The 21,907-nt window shown below is 72.1% G+C and carries 19 protein-coding genes and 1 pseudogene; 10 read left to right on the forward strand and 10 right to left on the reverse strand.

Going from position 1 to position 21,907, the window contains the following annotated elements:
* Positions 1–8: 8 nt before the first annotated feature.
* Positions 9–2,321, reverse strand: a complete 2,313-nt coding sequence (locus AB0I15_RS54415) for a glycoside hydrolase family 3 N-terminal domain-containing protein (protein WP_358115503.1) — start codon at positions 2,319–2,321, stop codon at positions 9–11.
* 268 nt (positions 2,322–2,589) lie between these two features.
* Between AB0I15_RS54415 and AB0I15_RS54420 the strand changes: the two genes are divergently transcribed.
* Positions 2,590–3,609 (forward strand): substrate-binding domain-containing protein, encoded by a 1,020-nt coding sequence (locus tag AB0I15_RS54420; RefSeq protein ID WP_358115506.1) that lies wholly within the window; start codon positions 2,590–2,592, stop codon positions 3,607–3,609.
* Positions 3,610–3,771: 162 nt separating this feature from the next.
* Here AB0I15_RS54420 and AB0I15_RS54425 read toward each other — a convergent pair whose 3' ends face one another.
* Both AB0I15_RS54425 and add read right to left on the reverse strand, forming a co-directional pair.
* Complete coding sequence (locus tag AB0I15_RS54425; protein ID WP_358115510.1) at positions 3,772–4,587, reverse strand: TIGR02569 family protein; 816 nt, start codon at positions 4,585–4,587, stop codon at positions 3,772–3,774.
* 8 nt (positions 4,588–4,595) lie between these two features.
* Positions 4,596–5,543: an adenosine deaminase gene (gene add, locus AB0I15_RS54430; RefSeq protein ID WP_358115513.1), complete on the reverse strand. Its 948-nt coding sequence runs from the start codon at positions 5,541–5,543 to the stop codon at positions 4,596–4,598.
* 68 nt (positions 5,544–5,611) lie between these two features.
* On the opposite strand from add, the gene AB0I15_RS54435 reads away from it, so the two are divergent.
* Entirely contained in the window at positions 5,612–6,358 is a 747-nt protein-coding gene (locus tag AB0I15_RS54435; protein WP_358115516.1) for an alpha/beta hydrolase, read from the forward strand.
* Here the strand turns inward: AB0I15_RS54435 and AB0I15_RS54440 are convergent.
* Complete coding sequence (locus tag AB0I15_RS54440) at positions 6,345–7,118, reverse strand: class I SAM-dependent methyltransferase (protein WP_358115518.1); 774 nt, start codon at positions 7,116–7,118, stop codon at positions 6,345–6,347. The genes AB0I15_RS54435 and AB0I15_RS54440 overlap by 14 nt on opposite strands.
* 109 nt (positions 7,119–7,227) lie before the next feature.
* Positions 7,228–8,130, reverse strand: a pseudogene (locus AB0I15_RS54445) (RNA polymerase sigma factor); the annotation flags it as partial.
* A 197-nt stretch (positions 8,131–8,327) separates the two neighbouring features.
* On the opposite strand from AB0I15_RS54445, the gene AB0I15_RS54450 reads away from it, so the two are divergent.
* Positions 8,328–9,110 (forward strand): TetR/AcrR family transcriptional regulator, encoded by a 783-nt coding sequence (locus AB0I15_RS54450; RefSeq protein WP_358115521.1) that lies wholly within the window; start codon positions 8,328–8,330, stop codon positions 9,108–9,110.
* A gap of 13 nt (positions 9,111–9,123) precedes the next feature.
* Here AB0I15_RS54450 and AB0I15_RS54455 read toward each other — a convergent pair whose 3' ends face one another.
* Genes AB0I15_RS54455 through AB0I15_RS54470 form a run of 4 tightly spaced genes read right to left on the reverse strand, consistent with a single transcriptional unit; the run spans position 9,124 to position 12,996 of the window.
* Entirely contained in the window at positions 9,124–9,420 is a 297-nt protein-coding gene (locus AB0I15_RS54455; RefSeq protein WP_358115523.1) for a hypothetical protein, read from the reverse strand.
* Positions 9,372–10,475 (reverse strand): winged helix DNA-binding domain-containing protein, encoded by a 1,104-nt coding sequence (locus tag AB0I15_RS54460; RefSeq protein WP_358115526.1) that lies wholly within the window; start codon positions 10,473–10,475, stop codon positions 9,372–9,374. Before AB0I15_RS54460 ends, AB0I15_RS54455 begins: the two co-directional genes overlap by 49 nt.
* 16 nt (positions 10,476–10,491) lie before the next feature.
* Positions 10,492–11,922: a wax ester/triacylglycerol synthase family O-acyltransferase gene (locus tag AB0I15_RS54465; RefSeq protein ID WP_358115528.1), complete on the reverse strand. Its 1,431-nt coding sequence runs from the start codon at positions 11,920–11,922 to the stop codon at positions 10,492–10,494.
* A 24-nt stretch (positions 11,923–11,946) separates the two neighbouring features.
* Positions 11,947–12,996: a winged helix DNA-binding domain-containing protein gene (locus tag AB0I15_RS54470; protein ID WP_358115530.1), complete on the reverse strand. Its 1,050-nt coding sequence runs from the start codon at positions 12,994–12,996 to the stop codon at positions 11,947–11,949.
* 9 nt (positions 12,997–13,005) lie between these two features.
* Here AB0I15_RS54470 and AB0I15_RS54475 point away from each other — a divergent pair, with 9 nt between their 5' ends.
* The 6 genes from AB0I15_RS54475 to AB0I15_RS54500 all read left to right on the forward strand — a co-directional run bounded on the left by AB0I15_RS54475 (position 13,006) and on the right by AB0I15_RS54500 (position 19,800).
* On the forward strand, positions 13,006–14,184 hold the full coding sequence (locus AB0I15_RS54475) for a cysteine desulfurase-like protein (RefSeq protein ID WP_358115533.1): 1,179 nt from the start codon (positions 13,006–13,008) through the stop codon (positions 14,182–14,184).
* A 299-nt stretch (positions 14,185–14,483) separates the two neighbouring features.
* On the forward strand, positions 14,484–15,266 hold the full coding sequence (locus AB0I15_RS54480; RefSeq protein WP_358115535.1) for a hypothetical protein: 783 nt from the start codon (positions 14,484–14,486) through the stop codon (positions 15,264–15,266).
* A gap of 12 nt (positions 15,267–15,278) precedes the next feature.
* Positions 15,279–16,169, forward strand: a complete 891-nt coding sequence (locus AB0I15_RS54485; protein ID WP_358115537.1) for a hypothetical protein — start codon at positions 15,279–15,281, stop codon at positions 16,167–16,169.
* Between the two features lie 128 nt (positions 16,170–16,297).
* Positions 16,298–18,862: a tetratricopeptide repeat protein gene (locus AB0I15_RS54490; RefSeq protein ID WP_358115539.1), complete on the forward strand. Its 2,565-nt coding sequence runs from the start codon at positions 16,298–16,300 to the stop codon at positions 18,860–18,862.
* 132 nt (positions 18,863–18,994) lie between these two features.
* The gene (locus tag AB0I15_RS54495; RefSeq protein ID WP_358115541.1) at positions 18,995–19,309 is read left to right on the forward strand and encodes a hypothetical protein; all 315 of its coding nucleotides are present in this window, start codon (positions 18,995–18,997) and stop codon (positions 19,307–19,309) included.
* Positions 19,310–19,479: 170 nt separating this feature from the next.
* Positions 19,480–19,800 (forward strand): plasmid stabilization protein, encoded by a 321-nt coding sequence (locus AB0I15_RS54500; RefSeq protein ID WP_358115544.1) that lies wholly within the window; start codon positions 19,480–19,482, stop codon positions 19,798–19,800.
* A gap of 25 nt (positions 19,801–19,825) precedes the next feature.
* Here AB0I15_RS54500 and AB0I15_RS54505 read toward each other — a convergent pair whose 3' ends face one another.
* Positions 19,826–21,346: a carboxylesterase family protein gene (locus AB0I15_RS54505; protein ID WP_358115546.1), complete on the reverse strand. Its 1,521-nt coding sequence runs from the start codon at positions 21,344–21,346 to the stop codon at positions 19,826–19,828.
* Between the two features lie 148 nt (positions 21,347–21,494).
* Between AB0I15_RS54505 and AB0I15_RS54510 the strand changes: the two genes are divergently transcribed.
* The coding region (locus AB0I15_RS54510) for a TetR/AcrR family transcriptional regulator (protein ID WP_358115549.1) at positions 21,495–21,907 on the forward strand (413 nt) is incomplete at its 3' end.

Here is a 21,907-nt window from a genome sequence, read left to right on the forward strand (position 1 = left end):
GGGGCCGCTCAAGGGCGCGTCCCCTGGTCGACGGTCACGCCCGTCAGGCGCGGCTCGGCGCCGGTGCAGGCGTGGACAGGGCCGGTCAGCAGGACGGTCGTCTCGTCCACGACGTCCGCGACGGAGCGGCGTACGGACAGGCCGACCTCGCCGGGCTCGACGACGCGGCGCCCGTCCCTGCCGGTGAAGGCCAGCAGCCGGGCCGGCACCTCGAAGGCGACCCGCGCGCTCTCGCCGGGGGCCAGCTCGACGCGGGCGTACCCGACGAGCTGGGCCAGCGGCCTGGTGACCGAGGCGACGCGGTCGGAGGCGTACACCTGGACGACCTCCGCGCCCGCCCGGTCCCCGTCGTTGCGCACCACCACCGAGCACCGGATCGGCTCCCCCGCCGGGACCGTCTCGTCGGCGGTCAGGCCGGCGTAGGAGAAGCGCGTGTAGCTCAGGCCGTGCCCGAAGCTCAGCGCGGGGGCGGGGTCGAGGTTGCTGACCGAGCCGGCCCCGCCCAGCCTGGGGTGCAGATAGCTGTACGGCTGCCCGGCCGTGGTCCTCGGCATGCTCATCGGCAGGCGGCCGGAGGGGTTCACGGCGCCGCTGAGCACCCGGGCGATCGCGCCCGCGCCCTCCTCACCGGGAAAGTACGCCTGGACGACGGCGGCGGCGGAGCCCAGCAGCGCCGGCACCGCGTACGCGCGGCCCGTCATGAGCACCACCACGGTCGGCGTGCCGGTGGCCAGGACGGCGTCGGCCAGCTCCCGCTGGGCGCCGGGCAGGTCGAGCGTCTCGGCGTCGCAGCCCTCGCCCGAGGTGCCCCGGCCGAACAGCCCCGACCGGTCGCCGAGCACGAGGACGGCGACGTCCGACCCGGCCGCCAGGCGGGCGGCGGCGGCGATCCCCGAGCGATCGCCGTCGTCGACGCCCGTGCCGCGCTCGGTCCGCAGGATCGCGCCCGGCAGCTCCTCCCGCAGCGCTTCGAGCAGGGTGGGCGCGGCGATGCCGGCCTCGGCCTCGGGGAAGTGCGGCAGCACGTGGTTGACGAAGGAGTAGCAGCCGAACAGGGCGGCCACGCTGTCGGCGTTGGGGCCGAGGAGGGCGATCCGCCGGCCCGCCGCGTCGCCGAGCGGCAGGGTGCCGTCGTTGGTCAGCAGCACGACCGACTCCTCGGCCAGCCGCCGCGCGAGGTCGCGCGACTCGGCGTCGTCGAGGTCGATCGGGCCGGGCGGCACGGGCTCGTAGTCGTCGTCGAGCAGGCCGAGCTCCGCCTTCTGCCGCAGCACGCGGCGCAGCGCCCGGTCGATGAGGGCCTCGTCGATCCTGCCTGCGGCGACCGCCTGCCGCAGCTCGAAGTACGCCACCCCGGTGGGCAGCTCCACGTCGATGCCCGCGCTCAGCGCCTGCACGGCGGCGTCCTCGGCGCCGGAGGCCACGGCGTGCAGGGTGTGCAGGAAGGCGACCGCGAAGTAGTCGGCGACGACCGTGCCCTCGAAGCCCCATTCGTCACGCAGGACGCGGGTGAGGTAGTGCTCGTCGGCGGCGATCGGGATGCCGTCGATCTCGGCGTAGGAGTTCATGACCGAGCCGGCGCGGGCGTCGCGTACCGCGACCTCGAACGGGAACAGCAACGTGTCGGCCACCTCGCGCGCGCCCGCGTGCACGGGGGCCAGGTTCCGGCCGGCGCGGGAGCCCGAGTAGCCGACGAAGTGCTTCAGGGTGGCGATCACGCCGGCGGACTGCAGGCCGCGCACATAGGCGGCGGCGATGGTGGCGACCTCGTACGGGTCTTCGGAGATGCACTCCTCCACCCGGCCCCACCGCTGGTCGCGGATCACGTCGAGCACGGGGGCCAGGCCCTGGTGGACGCCGAGCGCGCGCATGCCCGTCCCGATCCTGCGGCCCATCTCCTCCACCAGCCCGGCGTCGAACGACGCGCCCCAGGCGAGCGGCGCCGGATAGGTCGTGGCCCGCCACGCGGCCAGCCCCGTCAGGCACTCCTCGTGGGCGATCGCCGGGATGCCGAGCCTGGTGTGCTCCCGCAGCCAGCGCTGCCGCGCCGCGAGCGTGGCGCCGGCCTGCTCGGGCTCGACGGGCCTGGTGCCGTAGTGACGGGTGATGTGGCCCACGCCGTCGCGGGCGAAGGCCTCGAACGCGACCTCCTCGCCCTGCATGGAGTCCTGCAGGGGCGCGACCACGCCCTCGTCCCGGTTGACGTTCAGCCAGACGCCCACGAGCTGGGCGAGCTTCTCGCCGAGCGACATGTCCGCCACCAACTCCTCGACGCGGCGCTCGTGGGCTTCCCGAGCCGGCTGCTCCACACGTGCAGGCATTTACCCTCGTTCGTTCAGGCTTTTCGGAGGCCGGCCGGCACCTTGTGGCCGAGCAGAAAGTTTCCGGCCAACTTTCCGAAAGGTTACCGTGACATTGCCGAAGGGTTACGGTAGGCTCCCGCTCGTAGCCCTGTCAACAGTCCGGTCATATGACGAGATGCCGCTGATCGTCCCAGGTCAGTGGACTCCTCGATTTCGCGTGATTTTCCGAAACTCGTAATTCGCCGGTGCCCGCCGGACGGCGGCACCCTGGCAAGCGGGAGGTCCTGTGGCTCGAGCCACCCTGGCCGACGTCGCGGCCGCCGCCGGTGTGTCGGTGCCGACCGTCTCCAAGGTCCTGAGCGGGAAGAAGCACGTCTCCGCCGCCACGAGGGACAAGGTCCTCCAAGCGGTCAGGACCTCCGGATACGAGGCGCCGCGCCCGCCCAGCACACCCCGGGTCGGCCTCGTCGACCTGCTCATCGACGGGCTCGGCTCCCCGTGGGCCCAGGTGCTCGTCAGCGGCGCGGAGAAGGCGGCGGCCCGGTGGGGGTTCTCGCTCGTGGTGACCTCCTCGGCGCGGCCCGACTTCGACCTGCGGCGCTGGATCGGGATGATCCGCAAGCGCAACACCGACGGCATCGTGCTCGTGCTGTCCCGGGCCGACCAGCGCGAGATCACGGCCATCGAGGAGCTGCTGCACGTCCCCCTCGTGCTGCTCGACCCGGTGGGGCAGCGCGACCCGCGCCTGTCGACGGTCGGCGCGACGAACTGGCTGGGCGGCGTCATGGCCACGACCCACCTGCTGGAGCTGGGGCACACCAGGATCGGGTTCATCGGCGGGCCGCTCGACACCCAGTGCACGCTCGACCGCTACGAGGGCTACCTGGCCGCGCACCGTACCTTCGGGATCGACTCCGACCCGTCGCTCACCCGCTACGGCGACTTCCTCGTCCGGGGCGGCAAGAAGCTCGCCCTGGAGCTGCTCGACCGCGACGACCCGCCCACCGCGATCTTCGCCGGCAACGACCTGGAGGCGGCGGGCGTCTACCAGGCCGCCACCGAGCACGGCATCCGCATCCCCGACGACCTGTCGGTGGTCGGCTTCGACGACTCGCCGCTGTGCGAGATGCTCTCACCGCCCCTCACGACGGTGCGCCAGCCGCTCGACGACATGGCCAACGAGGCCGTCCGCCTCGTCTCGGAGGAGCTGACCCACCCGCGAGGCCCGGCGGGCACCCGCATAGAGCTCGCCACGACGCTCGTCGTCCGCGGCAGCACGGCACTCTTCGGCGACGAGCCCGCCTGACGCTTCCGGCACACACGGCGGAACGCCAGGTTTCACGACCCTCTTGCTCTTACGAGTAATAGGCAACAAGCAGGACTGGTCATTACACCCGTCCACGACGCGGAGCCAACACCCGCGCCGAACGGGCCGGCCAGTCTTTCCGGCCACCCCGGCCACCCCCGGTCATGCCGCCCCCTCGTTCGCGTGGCGCAGCGCGACTTCGATCGCCGGGCGGTAGGCGGCGATCTGGGCCGGGGTCCAGCCGGTGGGTCCGTGGGCCGTCTCGTGGGTGACGATTCGGTAGATGAGCGCACGTACCAGCATCTGGCCCCATTCGGGCAGGTGCGCCCACCGGGCGGCCAGGTCGGGGGAGGCGTCGTACCAGCACAGGGCGTCGGCGACCGCGACCGCCGCCGCCCATGACGGCGGCCGCCAGTAGACCGGCCAGTCGATGATCGCCGGAGGCCGGGCCTCGGCGAACAGCACGTTGCCCGGCAGGTCCCCGTGCACCGCCTGCGCGGGCAGAGCGACCGGGCGGCGCGCCTCCACCAGCGGTTCCAGGAGCCCGGCCCCGCCGGGTGGGACCGGCGACTCCTCCCACGCGACACGGTCGCCACCCGACCAGGGATCGTCGCGCAGGTCCAGGAAGGCGGGCCGGTCGAGGTGGGCGATCGCCTCGTGGAAGGCGGCCCCGGCGCGCAGGACGTCGTCCTGCCTGCTCACGTCCGGCTCCCCGGCCACCAGCCGGCACGCCTCCCAGCCGCGCCACACCCAGGCGCCGTCCCCCGTCCGGACGGGACGGGCGAGCCGGAAATGGGGCGAGTCCGGAAGCGCGGCGAGCACCTCACTGCGCCACAACGTCTCGGGCGGGAACTCCACCGCCTTGAGGACCAGCGAACCGGCCCGCCACGCCCCACCCAGCCACACCGGCTCCCCGGCGGTCCCGAACGCGGCGAGAACGTCCGTCGGCGGCGGCCGATCACCCTCGAACCCACTCACCTCACCGCTCATGGGGCCGCGAGCCAAGCGTCCACGCCGTCCTTGAGTTCCGTCTTCAAGGCGGCCGGGGCGAACGAGGCGTCGATGGAGGCGCGGGCCAAATCGGCCAGGTCGGCGTCCCCATAGCCGAAGACCTCGCGCAGCCGGGAGTACTCCTCGGCCAGCGCCGTCTCCCCGTCGGTGTTGATCGTGACCGTCAGCCCGGCCGCCCGCAGCCGGGGCAGCGGGTGCTCGGCAAGCGACGGCACCAGCCCGAGCAGGACGTTGGAGGTGGGGCAGACCTCCAGCGGGATGCCGCGCTCACGCACCTCGGCCACCAGCGCGTCGTCGTCCAGCACCCGGATGCCGTGCCCGAGCCGCTCCGTGTGCCCCAGGTCGAGCGCCTCACGGATGCTCGCGGGCCCGGCCGTCTCCCCCGCGTGGTGCACCAGGTGCAGCCCGGCGTCCCTGGCCGCCCCGAACACCTCCGCGAACGGCGCCAGCGGATGGCTCTCGTCGCCGGCCAGGCCCAGCCCGATCACCTGGTCGTGGCGGGAGGCCAGCTCGTACGTGCGCCACAGCCGCTCAACCGGCCGCCGCCTGGAGTGGTCGAGCAGCACCCGGCTCTCGATCCCGTATCTGGCCCGGCCCTCCGCCAGCCCGTCGAGCACGGCCTCCAGCGGCATCTCCGGCTCCCCCACCCGCTCACCGTGGGCGGCGGCGGTGAAGGTCACCTCGACGTAGCGGGTGCCCTGGGCGGCCTCGTCGGCGCAGAACTCGACCGCGATCCGCCGGAAGTGGCCGGCCGTGCGGAGCAGGTCGCGCACCCGGGCCCGCTCGTCGCCGAACTCTCGGAAGCTGCCGAAGACCGTGGCCCGCTCGGTGGTGCCGCCCAGCTCGCGCACGGTCTCGGGTCGTACAGTGCTTTCCAGGTGGACATGCAGGTGGGCCTTGGGAAGTGCCCGTACGTCTCTCACGTCCCACCACCATATGGGACCCCTCCGGCCTCCGCATTCGGATAAAACGCCCGGCAAAGGAGCGCACCATGACCGCCGTCCTGCTCCACGGCGTCCCGGAGACACCCGCGATCTGGGAGCCGCTCCGGTCGGCCCTGCGCCGGCGGGACGTACGCGCCCTGCGGCTGCCCGGCTTCGGCGGCCCCCGCCCCCACGGCTTCGGCGCCACCAAGGAGGAGTACGTGGCGTGGCTGGCCGCCGAGCTGGAGGCGATCGAGGACGAGGTCGACCTGGTCGGCCACGACTGGGGCGGCGGGCTGGTGGTGCGCCTGGTGAGCACCCGTCCCGGCCTCGTACGCTCCTGGGTCACCGACGCCGCCGGCCTCGGGCATGTCGACTTCCGCTGGCACGACGCGGCCCTGCTGTGGCAGACCCCGGACGCCGGCGAGCAGTTCTTCGAGCAGTTGCGCGCCCTGCCGGTCGAGGAGCGGGCCGCCGCGCTCGGCGGCTACGGCATCCCGCCCGGGCACGCCCTGACGATGGCCGCCGGCATCGACGGGGTCATGGCGGCGAGCATCCTGGCGCTGTACCGGTCGGCGGTGCACGTCGGCGAGGAGTGGTCGCCGGCCTTCACCGACGTCCCGGCGCCGGGGCTGGTGCTGGTGCCGGCCGGTGATCCGTTCCTGGCTGGGGACGTGGCGCGGGCGGCGGCGGCCAGAGCCGGCGCGGCGGTGGCGGACCTGCCGGGGCTCGGCCACTGGTGGATGCTCCAGGACCCGGCCGCGGGCGCGGCGCGGCTCGAGACGTTCTGGAGCGGTGTGCTCAGACGAGGGTGAGCGGGGGCCGGGTGATGCGGATCTTCGACTGCTTGTGCGGCGAGCGCTCCCAGTCCTCCATGAACGTCGCCTGCAGCCCGTGCCTGGCGGCCAGCGCGATGAGCGTCTCGGTGCGGTAGTAGAAGTCCTCCCGCAGCACCTGGTGCTCCTTGCCCTCGGTACGGTCGAAGGTGAAGTCGAACCAGCCACCCGGCTTCATGATCCGGCCCACGTGGGCGAAGCACTCCTCGATCACGTGCAGCGGGGAGTGGGAGAACACGCTGTGCGCGTGGATCACGTCGAAGTGCTGGTCGGGCAGGAACGCGAAGCGCAGGTCGCGTACGGGCGTCAGGTACGGCAGCTTGTCCCCCAGCCCCTGCCGCACCAGCGTGTCCTGGGCCGCCATGAGGATGTCGGGCGAGATGTCGATGCCGTAGTAGTTGCCGGTGTGCAGGTAGCCGATGAACAGGTGACCGGCCCGCAGGTTGCCGCAGCCGATCTCCAGCATCCGGCATTCCGGCTTGAGCCCGTGCTCGACCAGGTAGTCGAACTGCATACGGCCCAGTGCCAGCCAGCGCTTGTGGGTGTGCGAGCCGACGGCGCCCTCGGGGTCGCGGGCGGTGTCGGAGCGCATGACGGCGCGGTAGTAGGCGACATGGTCTCGCGTACGCAGCCTGAACCACGTGTCGCGGGCCAGTCGCCGCAGGTGGGGAACGATCTTGTGTGGGTTCTTGATCGCGTACGTCACTTGGTGGACGAGGCTCGAACGGGAGCGTTTCACGCCTTGGAATCTAGGTCAGCCGGTCGGTCGCCCATAGGGCTGTGGCGACAGTCTTGATTTCCCGTTTGCGCAGCCTTTCAGTCCGCACCTCGCACCAAGCCGCGCAGGGTCAGCTCAGATATTCCCGCAACGCCAGCGAACGGGACGGGTGACGCAGCTTGGACATCGTCTTGGCCTCGATCTGGCGGATCCGCTCACGGGTGACGCCGTAGACGCGGCCGATCTCGTCGAGCGTCATGGGCTTGCCGTCCTGCAGCCCGTAACGCATGCTGATCACGCCCGCCTCGCGCTCGGAGAGCTGGTCGAGCAGGGCGCGCAACTGCTGCTGGAGCAGGGTGAAGGAGACCGCGTCGGCCGGGGAGACGGCCTCGGTGTCCTCGATCAGGTCGCCGAACTCGCTGTCGCCCTCCTCCCCCAGCGGGGTGTGCAGGGAGATGGGCTCGCGGCCGTAGCCCTGGACCTCGGTGACGCGGTCGACCTCGAGCTCGCTCTCCTTGGCGATCTCCTCGGGGGTGGGCTCGCGGCCGAGGTCGCTCTGCAGGCGGCGCTGCGCCCGCGCCACCTTGTTGATCAGCTCCACCATGTGCACCGGGATGCGGATCGTGCGGGCCTGGTCGGCCATGGCCCGGGTGATGGCCTGCTTGATCCACCAGGTCGCGTAGGTGGAGAACTTGTAGCCGAGCCGGTAGTCGAACTTCTCGATCGTCCGGATCAGGCCCAGGTTGCCCTCCTGGATGAGGTCGAGGAAGAGCATGCCGCGGCCGGTGTAGCGCTTGGCGATGGAGACGACCAGCCGCAGGTTGGCCTCGAGCATGCGGCGCTTGGCGAGCAGGCCGTCGTCGACGACCCACTCCAGGTCGGCGCGCAGGTCGGCGGGCAGGGCCGGCTCGGTGTCGAGCCGCTCCCTGGCGAACAGCCCGGCCTCGATGCGCTTGGCGAGCTCGATCTCCTGCTCGGCGTTGAGGAGCGGCACCCTGCCGATCTCCTTGAGGTACGCCTTGACCGAGTCGGCGCCGACGACGTTGCCGCCGTCGGCGATGTTGTCGTCCAGTTCGAGAACCTCTGCTGCTTGGGACAAAACACTCTCCTCCGCTACGCATTGGGTCGGACGGCGACCCAAACTTAGGTCGCACCTAACTTTAGGTCGCCCTCAAACGAGAGTCAACCTAAAATGAGGTCGAACCTAAAAATTTGTGGAACACTGCGGCTATGAGCACCGACGCCTTGGGGTTGAGGGAACAGAAGAAGCGGGAGACCAGACAGGTCATCTCCGACCACGCTACCCAACTGTTCCTGGAGCATGGCTTCGACCGGACGACGATCGCCGACATCGCCGCCGCGGCCCGCGTGGCCAAGATGACCGTGACCAACTATTTCCCCCGAAAGGAGGATCTGGCCCTCGACCACCACGAGGCGTTCGTGGCGGGCCTGGCCGAGACGGTGGCGCGGCGCCCGGCCGGGGAGTCGGCGCTGGGGGCGGTGCGGAGGCTGTGGGAGGAGGCGCTGGCGCGGCGCGACCCGGTCGTCGGCTTCACGGGACGGGAGTTCGCCCAGATGATCGCCGACAGCCCGACGCTGGTCGCCCGGCTGCGCGATCTGCACGAACAACGCGAGGAGGCCCTGGCCCGCCACCTGGCGAACGAGACCGCGCCCGGCGGCCCCACCCCGGGCGGACCCATGACCACGCGGGACGAGCCCGGCGAGCCTGTGGCCGGGCACGGCGAGCCTGTGGCCGCGCGGGACGAGCCCGTGGTCGCCGACGGCGGGACCGCCGGCTCGATCGGTGAGCCCACGGACGCGCATGGCGAGCCCGTGCTGGCGCGGGCCGTGGCGGCGCAGCTCGCGGCGGCCGACCGGCTGCTCTTTCGTGACCTGCAGGCGCGTACGCTGGCGGGCCAGGGGGACGACGAGATCGCCACCGCGCTCTCCGCGGTCGCGCGTCGCGTCTTCGGCCTGCTCGAACCGGCCATCGGCGATTACGCCGTGCACTGAGCCCACGCTTGTTTCAACGCTTTTCGCGGGTCAGACCTTCCACGTAGGTGGCGGCCTTCGTCACCGGGCGCCGCCACTCCTCCTCGTCCGGTGCCCGCGATCCCACCCCTTCACGCATCCACCGGGCCCCCATCCGCGTCTTTCCGGTCACACCGCCGGCGACCGGCGGCCCAGGGCTGATCCTTCCCTCGGAGACGTCCGTGTAGACCTCGCCGTCGCCCCGAAGCCCTCCGGCGGCGGCCATCCGCACCCCCGGCCCGGTCAGCCGCTCATCGGCGAGCTCGGAGCCGAGCTCCTCGGCGGCAGCCATGTCATGCTCCCCTCTTCGACGCCCGCGAAGGCCAGCAGGCGCGCCCCCTCCTCGGCCAGCTCCGCCATCACCCCGTCGGAGAGCGGATGGAAGGGCTCGACCTTCAGCACGCCGTCCTTAAGGTCCCACATGCCACCGACAGTTCCGTCGACGAGGAAGGTCGGGAAGATCATCGCGCCCACGCACACCTCCTTGCGCTGCTCGGCGGTCATCATCCGGCCGCGGTCGGCGAAGGCGACGATGAGGTTGTCGAACCAGGGCAGGAACCGCACGGGCGCCGGGACGTCCGCGTCCGTCAGGGGCGCGCCGGGCAGGTCGTACAGGACCTTGCCGTCGGTGTCCTGGTATCTGCGCAGGCCGGGCATCGCCTCCATGACCGCGCGCAGCCGAGTCAGCCCCGACCACGCCTGGACGTCCATGACGCTCGCCGGCCCGTACGCCGCCAGGTACCGCGCCACCAGCCGCTCCACCGGCGCCGCCGGCTCCAGCGGCCGGCCGAGCCACTCCTCGGCCAGCGTGAACGGCGTGGCCCCGCCCTTCCCCCAGATCCCGTTGGGGGGTGTGTGCACGATCGGCAGCAGCGCCTGCGCCGAGAAGCCCAGCGCGATCGGCGCGACCTCGGGCCACCGCTCCAGCAGCAGGTCGCGGAGCTGCGGCCGGGTGAGGGTGCGGCCGGTCAGGTGCTCGCGGGCCAGCGCCGCCAGCTCCTCGACGTCCACGCCGGCCGTCGCTCGCCCGAACGCGGCCTGCCTGGTCCGGGCGAGGATCACCTGCACCAGCGGCCGGATCCACACGTAGTCGTCGGCCAGCGTCAGGTGCTGGGTCCCGCGCAGCAGCGACCCGCGCACCACCTGCTTGCCGTACAGGAGCGTGGTCAGGTCGTCCTGGGTGAAGGAGGCCAGGCGGGTCCACAGCCCGATGTACGGCGCGTCGACCTCCTGCCCCTGCACCGCGACCAGGCGCTCGACGGCCTGCGCCGCGGACATGGGCGAGCGGCTCAGCAGGAGCTGGCGCTCCAGGGTGGTGCGGTTGAGCACCCGGCGATTCAGGATCATGCCGGCAGCGTACGAGCTATTGCGGCAAGGTTGCTTCCGCGTTGAGCAGCTCGTCGAGGGCCTCCCTCAGGTGCCCGGTCAGCTCCCATGCGTCCGGCACCATCCGCCGGTCGGTGACGACGCCGATGTCGAGCGAGCCGTCGTAGGAGAAGGCGGTGATGTTCACCCCGCCGCTCACGTCGGTGATCACCGAGACCGGGTAGTGGGTCAGCAGGCGGGCGCCGCACACGTACAGGGGGAACTGCGGCCCCGGCACGTTCGAGACGATCACGTTGATCGGCGGGGCGGCCTGGCCGACCAGCCCGAACGCCGAGCGCGACGCCAGCCCCATGAGCGCGGCCGGCATCGACTCGCTGAACTCGCGCAGCCACCGCGCGGGCGCCAGCGAGAACCTGTCCTTGATCCGGTGCATGGCGTGCCGTACGTGGTGCAGCCGCGCGACGGGATCGTCGATGTGCACGGCGAGCGGCGCGGTCATGATCGCCACCTGGTTGCCCGGGCCCTCGACGCCCACGGCCCGCAGCGAGAACGGCACCCCGGCCACCAGCGGCACCCGCGGCACGCCGCCGTGCGCGGCCAGCCACCGGCGCAGGGCGCCCGCGCACACGGCCATGACCACGTCGTTGACCGTGACCCCGAACGCCTTGCGGACCTGCTTGATCTCCTCCAGCGGCAGCGACACGAACGCGAAGCGCCGGTGCCCCGACAGGGGACCGCTGAACGGCGTCTTGGGCGCGGGCAGCGCGGGCAGTTCGGGCGCCTGCCCGCTGCCGGCCAGCCGGCGGGCGAGCCCGGAGACCACGTGGCTGCCGGGGATCCAGGACACGACGGGGATCTCGTCCAGGTGCGGCACGGCCCTGGCCGCGAACCGCACGGCGGCGGCCGGGTTGCCCGCCATCCTGGCCAGGCCGCGGGCCAGCATCGTGGCGGGGCCGGGCGGCGGCGCGTCCCGCTCCGGCTCTCCGGCGGGCGTCGGCGCGGGCTCGGGGCTGATGTCGAGCAGCGCGGCCAGCACGTCGGCGCCGCCGATGCCGTCCACGGCCGCGTGGTGGATCTTCGTGTAGAGGCCCATGCGGCCGCCGGACAGCCCGTGGATCAGGTAGATCTCCCACAGCGGCCGGCCGCGGTCGAGCCGGCGGGCGTGCAGGCGCGAGATCTGGTCGGCCAGTTGCCGGTCGTCGCCGGGCGGCGGCAGGCCGATCTCGCGTACGTGGTAGTCGAGGTCGAGATCGTCCTCCTGCATCCAGTACGGGTGGTCGAGCCCCAGCGGCACGGGGGCCAGCTTGCGGCGCAGCGCGGGCACGTACGGAAGCCGCCGCTCGAGCAGGGCCTGCAGGTCGGCGCGGTTCAGGTCGCCGTCGAGCACGGCCAGCCCGGCGATGTTGGCGATGTTGGTGGCGGTCTCGAAATGGAGGAACTGCGCGTCCAGGGCGGTCAACTGTGCCATCGTCTTACCTCCGCACCGAACCAATCAGACTCCGTTCGCCTCTTCAAGGGAGAGCGTCGTGGCGTCCGGCTCGGCGAAGGCCAGCAGCCGCAGCCCCTCCTCCTCGATCTGCCCCAGATCGGCCGTGGCGAACGGGCTGACGAGCAGCCTGGCCTTCTTCCCCGAGCGCTTGATCTGCCAGGTCCCGGCGGCGAACCCGTCCACCAGGTAGACCGCCTTGATCCGCAGGTTCTTGGTCGCGACCCGGCCCTTGAACTCCTCGGCCAGCACGCGGGTGCGGTCGGCGTGGCCGAGGATCAGCGTGTCGAAGTCGGGCAGGAAGCGTACGGGTGCGGGCACGTCCCCGCCCGGCCGGGGCGCGCCGGGCAGGTCGAAGAGCACCCGCCCGGCGGCGTCGGTGAGCCGTTCCAGCTCCATGGCCTCCATGACCGGCCGCATCCCGCCCAGTCCCGACCAGGTCTGCACGTCGGCCGGGGTGGCCGGCCCGAACGCGGCCAGGTAGCGCTCGACGAGCGCGCTCTGCCCGGCGGGCTCGGGCTCGATGCCGGCCAGGCCGAACGCGGGGTCGCGCGGGAAACTCCACCGGTCGCCGGTCGGCTCCATGGCGAGGGGGGTGAGCATGCGCACCGCGTACCCGAGGGCACGGTCGTACGCGCCGGGGAACTCCTCCAGCAGCCGCGGCCGCAGCTCGTTGAACGTCATCGGCCCCGCGGCCAGCAGCCGCCCGGCGGCGGCCACCACCGCCTCGAAGTCGACCCCCTCGAAGCGGCGCGCGGCGCCCGCGAGCACGGGCCGCAGCAGCGGCCGGAACGCGGCGAAGTCCGCGGCGGTCACCAGGTGCAGGGTGGCGCGCCACATGGTGGCCCGCACCAGCGTGCGCGCGTGCAGCGCCGCGTGCAGATCGTCGCGCTCGAACCCCTCCAGCCGGGTCCACACCCCCAGGTACGGTGGCCGCGGCTCCTGCGCCTGCAACCCCGCCAGGCGGTGCACGATGTCGCCCGGCTCTCCCCGGTGGCGGGAGAGCAGATGCTGACGGGCCAAGGTGGCACGGTTGAGGTCCCGAAGGGTGAGCATCTACTTATCATGCCGTTTCCCCTTAAGTCGGTACGCGCCACGTACCCCGCCCTCGCCGATGGCCACGCCTACCTCGACGGCGCGGCCGGCACCCAGGTCCCCCAGACCGTGATCGACGCCATAACCACCGCCTACCGGACGGGGATCGGCAACGTCGGCGGCGCCTTCCCCGCCAGTCACCGCTCCGACGCCATCGTGGCCGCCTGCCGCGCCGCCGTGGCCGACCTGGTCGGAGGCCGGCCGGGCGGCGTCATCCTGGGCCCCAACATGACCACGCTCACCTACCGCCTGGCCAGGGCGCTCACGGGGCCGGGTGACGAGGTGGTGCTCTCCCGCCTGGACCACGACGCCAACGTGCGCCCCTGGACGCAGACCGGCGCCACCGTCCGCTGGGCCGAGGTGGACCCGGTCACCGGGGAGCTGCCGGTAGAGCAGTACGCGGGCCTGATCAACGAGCGCACCAAGGTGGTGGCGGTGACGGCGGCCAGCAACATCCTCGGCACCCGGCCCGACGTGCCCGCCATCGCCGAGCTGGCCCACCAGGCGGGCGCGCTCGTCTACGTGGACGGCGTGCACGCCACCCCGCACGGCCCGGTGGACATGCGGGCGCTGGGGGCCGACTTCTACGCCACGAGCGCGTACAAGTGGTCGGGCCCGCACATCGGCGCGGTGGTCGCCGACCCGGCGCTGCTGGAGACGATCAGGCCGGACAAGCTGGCCTCGTCCCCCGACACGGTGCCGGACCGCTTCGAGACGGGCACAGCGGCGTTCGCGGACCTGGACGGGGTGACCGCCGCCGTGGACCACCTGGCCTGCATGGTGCCGGGCGCGGGCAGCCGCCGCGAACGCCTGCTGGCCTCGATGGCGGCGGCCGAAGAGCACGAGCTGGAGCTGTTCGGGGCGCTCATCGAGGGCCTGGAGACGATGTCGCACGTCACCCTGTACGGCAAGCCGGCCAGGCGCACCGCCACCGCGTACTTCAACGTGTCCGGCCACACCCCGCGCCAGGTGGCCGAGCACCTGGCCAGGCTGGGCGTGAACGTGTGGAACGGCCACAACTACGCGTGGGAACTGACCGGCCTGCTCGGCATCCGCGACACGGGCGGCGCGGTCCGCGCGGGCCTGGTCCACTACAACGACCGCTCCGACGTGGACCGGCTCCTGGAGGGGGTGGCCCGCCTGGGCTGAGCCGTCACTCGCCGATCCGCCCCCCGAGCAGCCACTGGGCGGCCCTCTTCACCATGATCGGGAGTGTATCCGGCATGGGATGAAATGGGCTCGGCGGGTCGCGCCGCCGTGGCCGGCGTTCCCGGCGGACGGCCGTGGCGGACCTGCCCGGCGCGGCCGTGGCGGGCCTGCCCGGCGCGGCTCGGCTCGGCGCGGCTCGGGCAAGAATTCGCCAGGTCCTGGTGAACCGCAGGTTTGCCCGAGCGTGGGGCGCGCCCAGGCGCGGTATGACGACGCCAGCGGGGATCGGGGGGAAGCCGGTGGACAGGGCCTTGGTGGCGGTGCTCGCCGCCTCCATGCTGGCGATGAACGGCTGCGGCAACGGCGAGGACGGATCGGGCTCCGGCCGTGCCGGGCCCAGCGCGCCCGGCACGGGCAGGACCGCGCAGCCGGTCATCACGGCGAACAGCGGGCTCGGCCGGGCCACGGGCCGTGGCGACCCTCCCAAGGCCCAGGCTCAGGTGGGCGTGGACTGCCGGACCATGCTGGGAAACCGCGATTTCAAGACCACGGCCGAGAAGATGGGGCAGGTCGCGTCCGGTGGCGGCAGCGAGGGCGAGAAGGCCATCGCGAGGGTCTGTGAGGCGGCGGCCAAGGCGAACATGAGGAACTTCTCTGGTGCGCTCGAAACCGCGCAAGAGGCGGAAGAGGACATCGGCGCAGTCGATCGCTCGCTGCGCCCGGAGGTGGAGGCGCTCCTGTACCACACGGCGTACGTCAGCGCCGCGGCCGTGGGCGACGACAGCGCCGCACAGGAGGCCCTGGCCCGCCTCAAGCAGATCGGGGGCGATGTGAACGTCTACATCGAGGACGCGTGCATGGTGGCGCCCGACCCCGCCGCCCTGCCGGAGTGCGCGACCGTCACCTCCTCACCCACCACGACCGGGTCCCCGCCGGTCGAGTCGCCTACACCGGTGACACCCGGCCCCGAGGACTCCCGTACCGAACCGGAGGGGGAGACCACTCCCACCGGGTCACCGGCCGACGAGACCTCCGAACCGCCGGACACCGAGAACGGCGACCCCCAGCCGACCGAGTCGTAAGCCACCCCGCCCATGAGCACATCCGCGGGTGACGACGGCGAGGCCGGGCAGAGTTTCGCTCGCGCGTGGGGCGTCCTCGCCCACATCGTGGCACCGACCACGTTCATCGTGGCGATCATGATGTATTTCGGGGCGGTGTACACGAACAACGTGTACGCCAAGCTCGGCGTGGATCAGAGCCTGCTGGGCCTGTCCGTCCAGGACTACGTGGTGCGCAGCGTCCCGGTGGCGGTGGAACCGCTGGTCTTCATCCTGTCGGTCGTCCTGCTCGTCTTCCTGGCGCACGTATGGGTGATCCGGTACATGCCTGGCCGTCACGCCGTCGCGACGTGGACGATCGCAGCGCTGATCATGTTCGGAGGGGTCGCCACCGCGACGGGCATCATGGCGATGGCCGACCAGGCGAAGCTGCCGGACGGCCTCCTGCCGATCTGCCTGATCCTCGGTGTCTGCGCGCTGGCCTACAGCGCCTACCTGCACGTCATGGTCATCCCGCGGCGCGCGCTCTCCCCCACCTACCAGCTCATCTGGCGCACGGTCTTCGTGATGCTCGTCCTGGCCCTGCTGTTCTGGTCGATAGCCGTCTTCGCCGAGCGTCGGGGGCAGGAGGACGGGATCGAGCACTGGGGCAACCCGGGAGGGCTGCCGAGCACGGTGATCTACGCCCCCCGTCGTCTCCATCTGGAGGGACCCGGGATCGTCGAGACCCCCCTGCCGGGCCCGGACGCGATGTTCCGCTATCGATACACCGGCCTGCGCCTGCTGATCCATTCGAACCGGCGCTATTTCCTCCTGCCCGCCTGCTGGGCGACGAGCCCGGAGGCCCGGGCGATCGCCCTTCCCGCCGACGAATCGCTCAGACTCGAATTCTTCATGATCAACCAGGAGCCGGCCTGCTCATGAGGGCTCGCCCCATCCGCTCCCATCGCCCGATGGGCCGGTATTTCACGGGCGGTTCCGGGTGCGGGCCCATAGACTTTCACTCCATCACCGAAAGACCCAGCTCGACTGGACATAGGCGGAGATGTGTCATGCCTCACGGCGCACCGGACGGTTCCGACGCCGACCCCCAGGCGGACAAACCGACCCTGGGGGGTCTGCTGCAGACCTGGCGCAGCCGGGCGCTGCTCACCCAGGAGCAGCTCGCCGATCAGGCCGGGCTCAACGTCCGTACGATCCGCAGGCTCGAAGCCGACACTCTGCAGCGGCCCCGCAGCACGTCCGTGCAGTTGCTGGCCGACGCCCTCGACCTCGACGACGAGGACCGGGCGCTGCTGGCCGAGGCCCTCCACGGCGGGCCCGCCAGGACGGCGGAGCCGAGTGCCGTGACCATTCCGCGGCAACTGCCCGCGGACCTGCTGGACTTCGTGGGCCGGGCACACGAGATCGCCGTCCTTGACGATGCCTCCACGGTATTGATCAACGCGATCGACGGGATGGCCGGCGTCGGCAAGACCGCGCTGGCCGTGCACGCCGCCCATCGGCTCGCCTCCCGCTTCCCCGACGGGCAGTTCTTCATCGACCTGCACGGATACACCCAGGGCATGAGCGCGGTCGATCCGTCCGAGGCGCTCGCCCGCGTTCTGTCCACCCTTGGCGTGCCGGCCGAGCAGATCCCGCAGCACCTGGACGACCGCGCCGGGCTGTACCGCAGCCGGGTGGCCGGCCGGCGGATCCTTCTGGTGCTGGACAACGCCGCCACGGAGAGCCAGGTCCTGCCGCTGTTACCGGGCACCCCGGAATGCCTGGTACTGATCACCAGCAGGCGCCGCCTGGTCGGCCTGAACCTCACCCACACGCTCTCCCTCGACATCCTCACGCCGGCCGAGGCGGTCGCCCTGTTCACCAGCGCGGCGGGCGAGGGCCGGCTCGGCACGACGCCGCCGGCCCTGCTCACCGAGACGGTGCGGCGGTGCGGGATGCTCCCGCTGGCGATCCGCCTCGCCGCCGCCCGCCTGCGATCGCATCCCACGTGGACGGTGTCCCACCTGCTCGATCGGCTGCGCGAGCACCAGCGGCAGCTCGCCGAGTTGGAGGCCGGGCGACGCAGCGTCACAGCCGCGCTCGAGCTGTCCCACCGGGAGCTGACCGGCGGGCAGCAGCGGGCCTACCGGCTCCTGGGTCTGCATCCCGGCGCCGACATCGACCTGTACGCGGCGGCGGCGCTCCTGGACGCCCCGGTCGCGCATGCCGAACGCCTGGTGGAGGCGCTGCTCGAGGTCCACCTGCTGGCGGAGCCGGTCCCGGGCCGCTACCGCTTCCACGACCTGATCCGGGAGCACGCGGCCGGGGCGGCGGCTCGGGAGGAGACCGAGGCCGATCGGCGTGCCGCGTTGACCCGGCTGCTGGAGCACTACTGCCACGCCACCACGACGGCGATGGATCAGTGCTATCCGTACGAGGCCGACGAACGGCCGCGCCTGCCGCTCACCGACGGTCCCCTTCCGCCGCTGGGCGAGGCCGGGCAGGCCGCCGCGTGGCTCGACGCGGAGCTGAGCAACCTGCTGGCCGCGGCCGACCGCGCCGCCGACGGCTGGCCCGTCCCGCTCAGGCACCTGTCGGCCACCCTGAACCGGTACCTGCGCACGCAAGGCCGCTACACCGAGGCGCGGACGCTCCACGGCCGCGCCCTCGACGCCGCGCGGGCCGGCGGCGACCCCGTGGGGGAGATGAACGCGCTGCACGCCCTGGGCGAGACGCTGACGCTACAGGGCAGGCATGACCAGGCCGCCGACGTCTTGACGCGGGCCCTGGACATCGCCGTGGCAGGCGACCACCGCACCGGCCGGCAGCAGGCCCTCAACGGCCTGGGCTGGGTGCATCGGCGGCAGGGCCGGCACGAGCAGGCCGCGGACGCCTTCACCCGGGCGCTGGAGATCGCCCGTGCCGATGACCACCACACCGGGCAACTGGACGCGCTGACCGGGCTCGGTGACATCTGCCGGCTTCAGGGCGACTACCTGCAGGCCGGCGACTGCCTGCTCCAGGGGCTGCGGATCGCGCGCGACATCGGGCACCGTACCGGCGAACTCAAGTCACTCAGCGGCCTGGGCCACATTCACCGCGCGCAGGGACGCCACGAGGAGGCCACCGGCTACTTCTCGCAGGCGTTGCGGCTGGCCCGCGCCACAGGGCACCGTACCGGGGAGCTCGACACCCTGAGCAGCCTCGCCGACCTGCACCGGCTCCAGCATCGCTTCGAACAGGCGGCCGACAGCTACCGGGAGGTCCTGGTCAAGGCCCGAAAGATCGGCAACCGCAACTGGCAGTACGAGGCCCTCCAGGGCCTGGGCCGCCTCAGCCACGCCGCCGGCCGTTCTGACGACGCCCTGGACGCCCACCGGCAGGCCCTCCAACTGGCGACCGACCTCAGTCAGCCCGACGACCAGGCCCGCGCCCACGACGGGCTCGCCCACGCCCTGCTCGCGCTCGGGGAGCGGGAGCAGGCGCGCCGGCACTGGCGCGAGGCCCTCGCCATCCTGGAGACGCTCGGCACCGATCGGACCGAGGACGAAGAGGCGAATCTCCCGGCCATCCGCGCCCGCTTGGCCCAGATCGACCACCAGACGGACCTCCGGCCCGCACACAGCAAATAGCAGGGTTAAGGCCACTACCTCGAATTGGCTATTTTCGGCGGAAGTATCGCAGGCTCAGTCGAAACATGCAATAAGCATGACAAAGAATGCCATTCGCCTTCCTGAGAAACAATGCGTATTTCTCAGAGACGGATGCCCATCAGCGACACCTCCGCCGGCGGCACGGTGACCACCTGCATCACGCCTCCGCCCCCGGCCGGGTTCTACGCCACGGCGCTGTCCTACTCCTACAACTGTGAGATCAGCAAGACCCCCAACGGCGTACTCAACAACCAGCAGACCCTGACCAACATCAACGGCCTGCCCTCCGGCCGCACGCTCATCATCTGCGGCGTCCAATCGGCGCCACCCGGCTGGACCGTCGTCGCCGTCGTCCAGACCTACCTGTGCGTGTACGCCCGAGGCGGCGGGGTCGGCGACAACGCCGTTTCGATCCGCAAGCTCTGAACCCGGCGCGATCACCGAGCCTGGCACCCCGGCCGGAGAGGTGCCGGGCTCCGCCGCGCGGCGACCCGGGCCGGGTGAGCGCCCCGGACATGAGCCGACCGTTTCGTAACTCTCACCTGGGTATGGGAAAACGAGTCGGCCATCGCAGGCACTCGCGAAAGGAGAAAAGAATGCCGCGCGGATCGAGCCCGAAGAGAGAACGCCAGTACGAACACATCAAGGACAGCGCCCAGCGGCGGGGGGCGAGTAAGAAGCGGGCGACAGAGATCGCGGCCCGCACCGTCAACAAGGAGCGTGCCAGGGCCGGTGAGTCGAAAAGCGCGAGCCGTACGTCGACGCAGGACATCTCCTCGGGGCGGCGCGGCGGGCTGCGCTCGCACTCCGGCAGCGGGGGCCGTACGAGGGATCAGTTGTACGCCGAGGCCAAGCGTCGCAACATCAAGGGCCGCTCACAGATGACCAAGGCCCAACTGGAGAAGGCCCTCGGCTAGCGCCTGGGGATCCGGTCGTTCTGCGCTACGCCTGTGTGTGCGCCGCCGTCGGCCGCAGCGTGAAAGGGTCGAAGGCGTGCCCGGCCCACAACTCACGTGAGGTCTCCTCCGGATACGCCGTTGTGCCAGGCTCGGTGTCGATGATCCAGGTATGCCTGTGGTGCGGCTCGTACGCCGGCCAGCCCGGATCCCCGTCCGTGGCGAAGGCGATCCAGGCCGCGCGGACCCGGGCCGACAGCTCGGCCGCGGCCGGTGGCGGCTCCTGGCCGAGCAGCAGCCCCGCCGCTCCGGCGGTCAGGTTGCCGAACGTCAGCGGCAGGCCGAGCCCGTGGCAGGCGCCGAGGGCATCGCCGCCCATGCCGGGGGCCGGCCAGGTCAGCTCGTGCAGGTGGGCCCGGCCGTGCCGCTGGTGGCTCTCGGCCAGCCGGACGGACGGCATGCGGAACATGAAGTCGGAGTGCACCAGCTCGTACAGCCGCTCGTCGCCGGCCCCGGGATAGGCGGCCCGGTAGGCCTGCGGGTCCGGGGCGAGCTCCCGCAGCGCGGTGGCCGCCCGCTCGGCGGTGATCGTGCCGGTGTCGCCCGCGATGGCCATGAACAGCCGGTACTCGTCGCGCGTGTGGCCCACGATCAGCTCCACATCGCGCGCGGCCCCGTCCGCCAGTGACCGCCACGGCACCGCGGGCAGCACCTCGCCGTCGACGACCGGCGCGAACGGCGTCCGGAGGTAGGCGGCCCGGCCCCACCGCGGGGAGGCGTCCATCTTGTCCGCCACCGCGTCGCCGGCGTCGATCAGCCGCCCCGGCGACAGGCCGGCGAGTTCACCCGCGAGCGGGGCCAGGCCCAGCTCACCGGCCACGGCGGCGGCGATGTCGGCGGCCAGCTCGGCGGAGAAGAACAGACTTGGCACGCTCTGCGCGATCGCCCTGCGGAACAGACCGGCGGCCTGAGGCATCGCCATCAGCGCCGCGATGCTCCCGGCTCCGGCCGACTCCCCGAAAACGGTGACCCGGTCGGGGTCTCCGCCGAAGGCCGCGATGTTGTCGTGCACCCAGCGCAGGGCGGCCACCTGGTCCAGTAACCCGCGGTTGGCCGGTGCCCCCTGGAAGTGGCCGAAGCCCTCGGCGGAGACCCGGTAGTTGAAGGTGACCACGATGACGCCGTCGCGGGCGAGCACGCGGCCGTCGAAGAGCGGATCGCCGGACCGCCCGTACATGTAGCCTCCGCCATGGATCCACACCATCACCGGCAGCCGGGCGCCGCCCAGGTCGGGGGACCAGACGTTGACGGTCAGCCAGTCGCCGTCCGTGTCGTCCGCGCCGGACGCGCCCAGCAACCTGGACTGCGGCGGCGGCGGGCCGAACGTGCCGGCCTGGCGCACTCCGTCCCACGGCTCGGCCGGTGCCGGTGCGGCCAGGCGCAGGGCGCCCACCGGCGGACGGGCGAACGGCACGCCGCGGAAGACGGCCACGCCGTCCTCCATCCGGCCGTGCAGCCTTCCCGTGGCCACCCGTGCCTCCGGGCCGGCGGATCCGATGGCGCTCATGGCACACTCCTCGTCCGGGGTGCCGGCTCCCACAGCCAGGCGCAGCCATCTTCACCCGAACCTCGGGCCCGCCGCACCTCGATATCGAGCGGGCCGGAGCAGCGGAAGGCTCAAACCAACGCTATCAGCCTTCTGTTAGCATTGATTCATGAGTGATCGGGAAGAGGTCCGGCGGCGCATCATCGACGCCACGGCCCAACTGCTCCGGGACAAGGGCCGCGAAGGAGTGACCACGCGCACCGTCAGCGGTGCGGCCGGCGTGCAGGCCCCCACGCTCTACCGCCTGTTCACCGACATGGACGGGCTGCTCGAGGCGGTCGCGGCCGACGGATTCGCGCGCTACCTCGCGCAGAAGCACAGCCGGCCGCTCACCGACGACCCCGTCGAGGACCTGCGCCGCGGATGGGACACGCACATCGGCTTCGGCCTGGAGAACCCCGCCCACTACCTGCTCATGTACGGCCGGCCCACCCCCGGGCACCGCACCCGCGCCGCCGAGCAGGCACTGCGGCGGCTGCGCATGCTGATCGAGCGCATCGCCGTCACCGGCCGGCTCTCCGT

The sequence above is a fragment of the Nonomuraea sp. NPDC050643 genome (assembly GCF_040654715.1).
In the GTDB taxonomy this organism is placed as follows: Bacteria; Actinomycetota; Actinomycetes; order Streptosporangiales; family Streptosporangiaceae; genus Nonomuraea.

Excerpts from the sequence above, each read along its gene's own strand:
- AB0I15_RS54415 (WP_358115503.1), bottom strand. The coding sequence starts at position 2,321 with ATGCCTGCACGTGTGGAGCAGCCGGCTCGGGAAGCCCACGAGCGCCGC.
- AB0I15_RS54435 (WP_358115516.1), top strand. The coding sequence starts at position 5,612 with ATGACCGCCGTCCTGCTCCACGGCGTCCCGGAGACACCCGCGATCTGG.
- AB0I15_RS54450 (WP_358115521.1), top strand. The coding sequence starts at position 8,328 with ATGAGCACCGACGCCTTGGGGTTGAGGGAACAGAAGAAGCGGGAGACC.
- AB0I15_RS54455 (WP_358115523.1), bottom strand. The coding sequence starts at position 9,420 with ATGGCTGCCGCCGAGGAGCTCGGCTCCGAGCTCGCCGATGAGCGGCTG.
- AB0I15_RS54460 (WP_358115526.1), bottom strand. The coding sequence starts at position 10,475 with ATGATCCTGAATCGCCGGGTGCTCAACCGCACCACCCTGGAGCGCCAG.
- AB0I15_RS54465 (WP_358115528.1), bottom strand. The coding sequence starts at position 11,922 with ATGGCACAGTTGACCGCCCTGGACGCGCAGTTCCTCCATTTCGAGACC.
- AB0I15_RS54470 (WP_358115530.1), bottom strand. The coding sequence starts at position 12,996 with ATGCTCACCCTTCGGGACCTCAACCGTGCCACCTTGGCCCGTCAGCAT.
- AB0I15_RS54475 (WP_358115533.1), top strand. The coding sequence starts at position 13,006 with ATGCCGTTTCCCCTTAAGTCGGTACGCGCCACGTACCCCGCCCTCGCC.
- AB0I15_RS54485 (WP_358115537.1), top strand. The coding sequence starts at position 15,279 with ATGAGCACATCCGCGGGTGACGACGGCGAGGCCGGGCAGAGTTTCGCT.
- AB0I15_RS54490 (WP_358115539.1), top strand. The coding sequence starts at position 16,298 with ATGCCTCACGGCGCACCGGACGGTTCCGACGCCGACCCCCAGGCGGAC.
- AB0I15_RS54495 (WP_358115541.1), top strand. The coding sequence starts at position 18,995 with ATGCCCATCAGCGACACCTCCGCCGGCGGCACGGTGACCACCTGCATC.
- AB0I15_RS54500 (WP_358115544.1), top strand. The coding sequence starts at position 19,480 with ATGCCGCGCGGATCGAGCCCGAAGAGAGAACGCCAGTACGAACACATC.
- AB0I15_RS54505 (WP_358115546.1), bottom strand. The coding sequence starts at position 21,346 with ATGAGCGCCATCGGATCCGCCGGCCCGGAGGCACGGGTGGCCACGGGA.